Source organism: Streptomyces populi, assembly GCF_002911015.1.
Lineage (GTDB): Bacteria > Actinomycetota > Actinomycetes > Streptomycetales > Streptomycetaceae > Streptomyces > Streptomyces populi.
This window is the reverse complement of the sequence record NZ_KZ626926.1, coordinates 26,229-35,268: the sequence shown is the minus strand read 5'-3', so window position 1 is coordinate 35,268 and position 9,040 is coordinate 26,229. Positions and strand designations below refer to the sequence as shown.

At 71.5% G+C, this 9,040-nt stretch carries 9 protein-coding genes; 2 read left to right on the top strand and 7 right to left on the bottom strand.

Annotated features, from left to right (window positions below; translation table 11 throughout):
- From CW362_RS31850 to CW362_RS31825, 6 genes are all read right to left on the bottom strand, one after another.
- A partial coding sequence (locus CW362_RS31850; protein ID WP_103553067.1) for a DUF1996 domain-containing protein occupies positions 1–1,401 on the bottom strand: 1,401 nt, incomplete at its 3' end.
- A 417-nt stretch (positions 1,402–1,818) separates the two neighbouring features.
- Positions 1,819–2,805 carry an NAD-dependent epimerase/dehydratase family protein gene (locus CW362_RS31845; protein WP_103553066.1) on the bottom strand — a complete coding sequence of 329 codons (987 nt, stop codon included), beginning with the start codon at positions 2,803–2,805 and terminating at the stop codon, positions 1,819–1,821.
- Positions 2,806–2,893: 88 nt separating this feature from the next.
- Positions 2,894–3,499 carry a winged helix-turn-helix domain-containing protein gene (locus tag CW362_RS31840; RefSeq protein ID WP_103553065.1) on the bottom strand — a complete coding sequence of 202 codons (606 nt, stop codon included), beginning with the start codon at positions 3,497–3,499 and terminating at the stop codon, positions 2,894–2,896.
- Positions 3,500–3,921: 422 nt separating this feature from the next.
- Positions 3,922–4,950 carry a glutamine synthetase gene (gene glnII, locus CW362_RS31835; protein ID WP_103553064.1) on the bottom strand — a complete coding sequence of 343 codons (1,029 nt, stop codon included), beginning with the start codon at positions 4,948–4,950 and terminating at the stop codon, positions 3,922–3,924.
- A 429-nt stretch (positions 4,951–5,379) separates the two neighbouring features.
- Positions 5,380–6,072, bottom strand: coding sequence for an RlpA-like double-psi beta-barrel domain-containing protein (locus tag CW362_RS31830; RefSeq protein ID WP_103553063.1), 693 nt, complete (start codon positions 6,070–6,072; stop codon positions 5,380–5,382).
- A 124-nt stretch (positions 6,073–6,196) separates the two neighbouring features.
- On the bottom strand, positions 6,197–6,556 hold the full coding sequence (locus CW362_RS31825; RefSeq protein WP_206301109.1) for an arsenate reductase family protein: 360 nt from the start codon (positions 6,554–6,556) through the stop codon (positions 6,197–6,199).
- Positions 6,557–6,720: 164 nt separating this feature from the next.
- On the opposite strand from CW362_RS31825, the gene CW362_RS31820 reads away from it, so the two are divergent.
- Complete coding sequence (locus CW362_RS31820; protein ID WP_103553061.1) at positions 6,721–7,029, top strand: hypothetical protein; 309 nt, start codon at positions 6,721–6,723, stop codon at positions 7,027–7,029.
- Positions 7,030–7,130: 101 nt separating this feature from the next.
- Here the strand turns inward: CW362_RS31820 and CW362_RS31815 are convergent, their stop codons facing one another.
- A complete protein-coding gene (locus CW362_RS31815; protein ID WP_103553060.1) occupies positions 7,131–8,327 on the bottom strand; it encodes a winged helix DNA-binding domain-containing protein in 1,197 nt (398 codons plus the stop codon).
- A gap of 181 nt (positions 8,328–8,508) precedes the next feature.
- On the opposite strand from CW362_RS31815, the gene CW362_RS31810 reads away from it, so the two are divergent.
- On the top strand, positions 8,509–9,039 hold the full coding sequence (locus tag CW362_RS31810; protein ID WP_162684297.1) for a hypothetical protein: 531 nt from the start codon (positions 8,509–8,511) through the stop codon (positions 9,037–9,039).
- Position 9,040 lies beyond the last annotated feature (1 nt).

Genomic DNA, 9,040 nt, shown 5'->3' with positions numbered 1-9,040 from the left:
GGCCCGGAAGCCGTAGACCAGGCGCATCGTCAGCTGCGGGATCGCCTTGAAGCCGTTGGCGCAGTTGCCCTGGGCGTCGGCGAAGGCCACGTGCGTACGGTGGTTCGCGCTGTCGGCGTGCACGCCGTCCCAGCAGCTCTGGAAGGCGAAGGTACGGACCACGGTGCTGCCCTGCGGGCAGATCGGGTACTGCTGCGTGAGCTGCACCTTGTTCTCGAAGCCGGTGCAGCTCCAGTGCGCGTTGGCGTTCGCCAGACCGTTGGTCGTGGTCTTCGCGTCACCGGTGATGATGCGCAGGAACTTCGGCATCGCGACGACCTTGCTCTTCGCGTTGCCGACGAACTTGATCTGCGCCTGCCGCACCTGCTGGATCTTGCCGACGTTGAGTTCCTTGCCACCGCCCAGGTTGTTCTGGTCGAAGTCCTGCGTACCGTTCTGGATACGCACGACCGGCCAGTAGTACGACGACTTGTCGCCCTGGTTGGAGCAGGAGGTCTGGGCCGCGGCGAAGGTGTCGTTGGTGGCGAAGGCGTCGTTCGACTGGTTGCCGACGTAGTCGTGGAGGTGGTGCGCACCGTTGGTGACACCGGGCGCCACGATCACGTTGTCCGTGTTGAACTTCTTGTTCGCGTTGACACCGCAGGACGACGTGAACGTACCGGACGAACCGCCGGCCTGGGTCCGGGCCTTGCCCGCGACGTTCGGCTGGACCTTCGTGATGTCGACGAAGTCGGCCGCGACCGGACCGTTGCCGGCCTGCCCGCCGTTGCCCGCCTGCGCACCGCCGTTGGCGGGGGCGCTCGCGCTCGCGGAGGCACCCGCGCCGGCGCCGTTGCCCGCACCGCCGTTCGCGCCCGCACCGGCGCTCGCGCTCGCGGACGGAGCGGCCGTGGCGCCGCCGTTGTTCTGTCCGCCGTTGGTCTGCCCGTTCGCGGGCTGTCCGGTGCAGGTGGAGAGACCGTCGAGCCAGCCCGGAGCCCTGCCGCCGACGCGGTTGATCTCCAGCTTGATCCGGTCGATGATCACCTGGCGGTTCTGCTTGAGCGGCGTCAGGATGGAGTTCTGGACGAAGCTCGCGTCCCTCGCCTGCGCGTCACGCGTGGTCGCGAGCCGCTGGTAGGCGGCGGTGATCTGCTGGTCGAGCGTCGCCAGCTCCCCGTCGACCTGGCCCCGCGCCTGGTTCGGGACGTTGGACAGCTTCTGGCCGACGTCCGGACACTGGATGGTGGCCACCTGCACGCCCGCGGCCTTGGTGGTGTTCCGGCCCGAATTGTTGCTCTCGTGCGCCGAGGCGTAGAAATTCGCCCAGACCAGCCCACCCCCGCCGATCGCGAGCGCTGCCGACGCCGCGACGGCGCGAACGGCCAGCGGCGAACGTCGTTTTCGAATGTTGCGTCCCATGGAACTCCTCTGACTTCCTTGCGGGGCAGCGAGGCGCCCGACAGGAGTGAAGCGGCTCCGTTCCATACGCAGGAGGTGTGCGAGGTGTTCAGGAGTCTCGAAGAAATCTTTGAAAGTCGTGAGACCAATTCGGTCACAATGACCCCAGAAGCCCGCGAATTCCCGAGAGTTGATCTCGATATTCAGGTTTGAGGACGCTTTTTTGACTCGTGTTCAGTGTTCTCGGGGTCCGGGGAGGGGTGCCGCCGGGCGTCGGGCGGCACGTGCGGGCGAGTTCAACTTCCCTGAGGAGCTGTCGAGTTCACGACCGGCCCCGCCTTCGCGGTGATCCCGGGGCCGGTCGCCGTGCCGAATCCCGAAAGGTACGGCGACCGGCCCGTACGGCTTCCCGAACGCCCGGGCCGGGAATCGCGGGGCTCAGACGCCGAGGACCTTCGCCTCCACCGCGGGATCCAGTCCCACCGCGGGCCGGTCGGCGCGCCGGGGTGCGACACCGCCGAGCGACCGGAGCCAGCGCCAGGTGTCCTCGACGGTCTCCCGCACGGGCCGGCACCGCAGCCCCGTCCGCAGCGCCCGTGAGACGTCGCCCGAGTACACCGAGGCGTGCAGCTCGCTCCCGGGCGGAACCCACACCGGAAGCTGCGTCCACGGCTCGATCCCGGCGCCGAGCACGGCCCCGGGGTCCGTCCAGCGCAGCTCGGCCCGCGCCCCGGTGGCCCGGACGCACGCGTCGAGCAGCGCCCCCATCGTGCTGTGCCCCGGGGGACCGGCCAGGTTGTACGGCCCGTCGAGTCCCGCCTCCACCGCCCCGAGCGTCCACTCGGCCAGGTCCCGGACGTCTATGTACTGGAGCGGCAGGTCGCGCGGTCCGGGAGCGAGCACGGGACCTCCCGCCGCGATCCGGCCGAGCCACCAGGGCAGCCGCCCGATGTTCTCGTACGGCCCGAGGATCAGGCCGCACCGCACGAGCAGCGAACGCCCGTCGCCGAAGGCCTCGACGGCGGCCAGCTCCCCGCCCCGCTTGTCCCGGGCGTAGTCGGTCGCGTCCGCGTCGGCCGACGCGCCCTCCACGAGGGGCGTGTTCTCGGCGTATCCGGCGGGGCGGGGCCACGCGTACACCGAGCAGCTCGATATGTACACGTGGCGGGACACCCGTCCGGCCAGCAGGCGTGCCGCGTCCCTCACGGCCCGCGGCGCCGCCGACCAGGTGTCGACGACGGCGTCCCAGGTGTCCGTGGTGCCGGCGAGCGCCGCGAGCCCGTCCGGAGAGGTGCGGTCGCCGAGCAACGACCGCACCCCGGAAGGGGGTTCGTGGTGTCCGCGGTGCAGGACGGTGACGTCCCACCCCCGGGTGAGCGCCGCCTCCGCGATCGCGCGCCCCACGAACTCCGTACCGCCCAGCATCAGAAGTCTCCGCGTCATACGGACGACTGTGCCCGCACCGCCCGCCCGGGGGAACGCGGATCTGCTGACAGGAGATTCGCCGGAGGGGTCAACGGCCGGTCGGCGGCGTGTACTTGTACCCCACCCGGCGCACCGTCTGGATCGCCTGGCGGTGCCGGTCGCCGAGCTTGCGGCGCAGCCGCGCGACATGGACGTCGACGGTCCGTCCGTCGCCGACGTGTCCGTAGCCCCACACCGTGGAGACCAGCTGGTCGCGGGTGTGCACCCGGTGCGGGTGCCGGACGAGGTGCGCGAGCAGCTCGAACTCCAGGTAGGTGAGGTCCAGTACCCGTCCGTCGACCTCGGCGGTGCGCTGCACGGTGTCGACGCGCACCAGCGGGTCGGCGACGCCGTCGCCGGGGCCCTCGGGGACGGCGTCCTCGACGCTCCGGGGGTCGGCCGGTCCCGGCACGGCGACCGGCAGCAGGGGCTGCTGGTCCGCCGGCACGAGGACCAGGTAGCCGATCATCGGCGGCTGCCCCGGCAGGACGGGCAGCGCGTTCTGGGGGGCGGGCAGCCAGGTGGCGCCCGGGGGAAGGAAGCCGGCCACGTCGACGACCTCGTCCCGGTCGACGGCACGCAGTCGGTGTCGGCCCGGGGAGGCCGAAGGGGCGGGAGGGGTCGCGACGGAGGAGAAGGAACGAGTGGTCGCCATGAGAGGTCAGCTCTTTCGCGCGAGAAGTTCGTCGGGAGGTTCGACGGCCGCGAGTTCGTGGTCGGGGCGGTCGAGGACGTACGTCGTGCGCGCTGGCCGAAGGCCGGGGTGTACGGCTTTAGAGGGCCCGCGCGTTCGTCGCGCGACAACACACCCGGTCGAAGTCGTGGTGCTGACGGGAGGGCCAGAAGGGCTCGAGGTCATGGCGACCCGTCGCGATGCACTTCTGGAAGTTGGCCATGGACCCATTGAAGCAGACACGGCCCCGTAGCAGGAGTCTCCTCTCACCGCTCGGACGCCGCCTTGGCGTGAAGTCGGCCACGCGCGGATCGGACGTCAACTGCCGTGCCCGCGCTGCCGACGACGACGCGAGGGGGCGCCCACCGTGACGGTGGACGCCCCCTCGGGAGTGCTGGGCGGGATCAGACCTGGCCGGCCTTCTCCAGGGCGGTGCAGCAGGTGTCGACGATCAGACGCGTCACGACGTACGGGTCGACGTTCGCGTTCGGACGGCGGTCCTCGATGTAGCCCTTGCCGTCCTTCTCGACCTGCCACGGGATGCGGACCGAGGCGCCGCGGTCGGAGACGCCGTAGCTGTACTCGTTCCACGGGGCGGTCTCGTGCAGACCCGTCAGGCGGTCGTCGATGCCGGCGCCGTAGTTCTTGACGTGGTCCATGGGCTTGGAGCCCTCGCCGAGCGACTCGCACGCGGTGATGATCGCGTCGTAGCCCTCGCGCATCGCCTTGGTGGAGAAGTTGGTGTGCGCGCCCGCGCCGTTCCAGTCGCCCTTCACCGGCTTCGGGTCCAGCGTCGCGGAGATGTCGAAGTCCTCGGCGGTGCGGTAGAGCAGCCAGCGGGCCACCCACAGCTGGTCCGCGACCTCCAGCGGCGCCAGCGGGCCGACCTGGAACTCCCACTGGCCGGGCATGACCTCGGCGTTGATGCCGGAGATGCCGAGACCCGCCTTGAGGCAGTTGTCCAGGTGCGCCTCGACGACCTCGCGGCCGAAGATCTCGTCCGAGCCGACACCGCAGTAGTAGCCGCCCTGCGCGGCCGGGAAGCCGCCCTCGGGGAAGCCGAGCGGGCGCGCGCCCTTGAAGAAGGTGTACTCCTGCTCGATGCCGAAGATCGACTCCTGCGCGGCGAACCGCTCGGCGACCTCGGCCAGCGCGGCACGGGTGTTGGACTCGTGCGGCGTCATGTCGATGTTGAGGACCTCGCACAGGACGAGGATGTCGTCGCCGCCGCGGATCGGGTCCGGGAAGCTGGCCACGGGCTTGAGTACGCGGTCCGAGGAGTGACCCTTGGCCTGGTTCGTCGAGGAGCCGTCGAAGCCCCAGATCGGCAGCTCCGCGCCCTTGGCGTCGTCGGCCAGGATCTTCGTCTTGGAACGGAGCTTGGCCGTCGGCTCGGTGCCGTCGATCCAGATGTACTCAGCCTTGAAGCTCACGGGCCACATCCTTCGGGGTGTGTCTTGGTCGCACTTGCGGGTGCTGCGGCGCTGCGGCACTGGGGCGCCGCTGGGGATGTCCCGCAGACTGCCAACCGGCGATTTCCCGATCATTGCCCGAATGTGAACCCCGTGTTACCTGGGCCTTGTGTGCCCGGTCTCACACCTCCCGCGCCGTCGCCGCCGTCCACGCGTGATCGTTCGCGGTCGTGACCGGCCGGTCCGCCGTCCGCCCGGGGCCCTGAGGTCCGGCGGGGACCGCTCGTATGCGATCCGAGGGGAGCGGCCGGGGAGATGTGTCCCGCTTGTGCACGGTACGTCCGTCCGGAGGGGGCCTCCCGCCTCCGGGGGCCGCCCGTCGCACGAGAGCCCCGCCGCCGCCGACCCGGAACAGGTCGGTGACGGCGGGGCTCCCGGTAGGTGTGCCCGTTATCCCACCTTCTCGATGAGGGCCCGGCGGATCAGGAACTTGCCCGGCTCCCGGACCTGCTCGAAGGCCGCGTTGTTCAGCAGGGCGCAACTGCCGGAGACCGAGGTGACCTCGACGGTCGTGGACTTGTTGTTGTCCAGGTTGGTGACCTTCAGCTTCGTCCCGGCCGGGAACTGGTTGCTGGACGCGGCCGGTGCGCCGCCCTCACCGGACAGCGTGACGGTCGAGCCGTTGCAGACCTGCTGGCCACTGGCGGCGCCGCCACCGGCGTTGTTCGCGGGGGCGCTCTGCGCCGGAGGCTTGGTGGCGGCCTGGGCGGGCGCGGACTGGGCCGGTGCGGACTGCGCGGGCGGCTGGGCGTTCTGCTGACCGGTCTGGGAGTCCTGAGCCGATTCCCCGACGGTGCAGCCCGACGCCTGCTGCTGAACCTTGATCTGCGCGATGACCGCTTCGCGGTTCGCGATCCTGGCCGCCGACTGGGCGTCGGGGTTGGCCTTCTGGTCCGCGATGAACTTCTGGTTGTTGCCGAGAGCGGTGGCCAGGCCCTGGCAGGCGACCGAGCTCTGGGCGTTCTGCACGGACGCCGCGTTCGAGGTGGCGGCCAGGGCGAAGGCCCCGCCGCCCGCCACCGTCGCCGCGCTGACCAGCAGAGCGATCTTCTTCTTGGTGCTGAGGGTTCTCCTGCGCGACATACACGCCTCCAGAGAGTGGGGGAGCGTTACGTCGCTATGTACGAGATGCCGAACGCAGTTGCTCAACGGTTACGGCATTCACTTAAGTAACGTGGATCACACGGGAGTTGGAGAGGGCGGTCGCCTACCGCGACAGGGCGTCCCGTACCGCCTCCTCCGTGCGGCCCACCAGCGCCGTTCCGTCGTCCGCGGTGATGATCGGGCGCTGGATGAGCTTCGGGTGCTCGGACAGCGCCTTGATCCACCGGTCCCGCGAACCGGCGTCCCGCGCCCACTCCTCGATCCCCAGTTCCTTCGCGTCGGCCTCCCCGGTCCGGGTGATGTCCCACGGTTCGAGGCCCAGGCGGCCGAGGACGTCGCGGATCTCGTCCTCGCCGGGCACGTCCTCCAGGTAGCGGCGGACGGTGTACTCGGCGCCCTCGGCGTCGAGCAGGTCGATCGCGCTGCGGCACTTCGAACAGGCCGGATTGATCCAGATCTCCATGCCGCACACGTTACGGCAGACACCTTCGGGCACCGCTGCCCCAGGGCCCCCGGAGCCCTCGTGGCCAGCGGCTTCTGTCAGTGCCCGGCAGTAGAATAGAAGCAGTGTTCGAGGGTGTCGCCGGGAGGTCCGGACGGTGCCCTGACCGCGACAGGAGGATGCCTGTGCCCGCTGCCGCCCTGAAGCCGCTGCCCACTCAGTCCACATCCAAGACGGCGGTCCCGCTGGACCTGCCGTACCAGCCCATGGCGAAGCGCCCGCTGCCGCCGGGCCGTTCCCGTGACTGGTACGTCACGCACAACCGCCGGCTCAAGGCGATGCGACTCGCCATCGCCCTGCTCGACTCCGGTGTGTACGTACCGAACCAGGCCCGCAACGAGAAGATCCGCAGCACGGCGGAACTCATCGGCGTGCACCCGCCGTCGGACACCACGTGCCACATGGTGCGCGCGCTGATGAGGTACGCGCGCTGAGCGCACCACTCACCGGCGCCGGGTGACTCCGCCCCGTGGCGGGGCCGCCCGGCGCCGACACCTCTCCAGGTGCCGGCGCCGACGCCTGCCCCGGCCGGACCTCACTCCGCCGCCAACTCCCGCTCCAGGGGCGTCCGGAAGCGCGGGGTGATCCGGGTGCCGCCCACCCACGCCCGAAGGCGCTCGGCCTCCGCCGCGATCGCGTCCAGGGCCTCACGGCCGACGCCCCCGGCGGCCGGCAGCCGCCAGACGATCTCGCCGTCGGGCCGCTGCGCCCACCCCCCGACCACCCGTCCGTCCCACCACACCGTCGGCCCCACATTGCCGCTGCGGTCGAAGAGGGCGGGCCGCAGGGCCGGTTCGAGGAACCAGTCCCGGTCCGGCCGGCTCATGGGCGTCGGATCGAGAGCGGGCAGCAGGGCGGCCCAGGGCGCGTCCGGTTCGTCGACCGGACCCTCGTCGCCCGCCGCCACGTACCCCGTGACCCCGTCGTCGAGCGAGACGGCCACCGCCCCGCTCGCGGCGAGCGCCCCCCGCACGTCGGTGACCTTCCACCCCGTCCACCACTTCAGGTCGGCCTCGGTGGCGGGCCCGCACGCCGTGAGCCAGCGGTCCATCAGCCCGGCGCGGGCCTCGGCGGGCGGGAGCGGGGGATGCGGTGGCGCGACCGCCCAGCGGAACTGGCTCGACGTCCAGGATCCGAGCGGACGTCCCCGCACCACCCGGCCCTCGACCCCCAGAACGCGCATCAGCCGGGACGACACGGTGTGCACACCCTCGTAGCTCTTTCCGGCCGCGTAGGCGAACTGTTCCTTCAACCTCGGCTCGTCCCCGGTCAGTTCGTTCACCGTGGCCTCGCCGCGGCGGGCCAGCGCGGCGAGCGCCGACGCCTCGACCTCGTCGAGCCACTCCTCGGTCAGCCGTCCGCCGCTTCCGGCGGCCATGTCCTTGACGAGCCCGGCGCGGGCCTTCGCGGCGATGTCGAGCCCCGTCGAGGCGTGCACGACGGCCGTGAGACCGGCGGGGAACACGAACACGGTGTGCCGCATGCCGTGCATCCGCACGAGGGAACGGTCCTCGTACAGGGCCCGTTCCACCCGCGCCACCGTCTCCCGGGCGTCCGCGAGCCGCGCGCCCACCGCCAGGTACACCGTCGCCGGGTCGGTACCGTGCAGCGCGACCAGGGAGTCCGCCACCTCCTCGGGGGCCGCCGCCCGCGCGGCGCCCGCGAGCCGCTGCCGCAGCCCGAGCCGTGCCCTCCGCTCGGCCGCCCCGATGTGCCGCGGTCTCCCCGTCACGTCGTCTCCGTCCGCTCGCTCCGTGCTGCCCGCTCCGCGTCCCTCATCCTCCCGGACGCCCGCACGTCACGGGACGGGGTTCACCCGTTGGACGCAGCCGGGCATGCGGCGGTCCCGCCCGCGGCCTTGACTGGGGCCACAGCGGGATCCGAGGCGGACCAGGACCACGTGGGGAGAGACGATGCTTCAGAGGGACGGCATACGAGGACCGGTCCGGCTGGTCCTGGCGGTGTCCGTGGTGGCGGCCCTGGCCGCGCAGCTGACCGCCTGCTCCGACGACAGCAGCCCCTCCGACGCCGCGTCCAAGGCCGCCTCCGCCGCCTCCAAGGCCGCGTCCGCCGCGTCCAAGGCCGCGTCCGCCGCCACCGAGGCCGGTGACGCCCTCGCCTCCGCGACCGCCGAGGCCGGCCGGAAGTTCGACGAGTTCAAGAGCGGCGCGGACGCCAAGGACGAGGTGAAGACCGCCGGGACCGCGAGCCCCGGCTCCGACGGGCGCGTCACGGCCGAGGTGACCGCCACCAACCCCACCTCCTCGGCGAAGTCGTACGTCGTCCAGGTCGACTTCCGCGACCAGAGCGGCAACCTCCTCGACACGACCGTCGTGACGGTCGACGACGTCCCGGCGGGCGGCTCCGAGAACGCCACCGCCCGCAGCAACCGTTCCCTCACCGGTGACGTCAAGGCCGACGTCGCCCGGGCCGCAAGGCACTGAC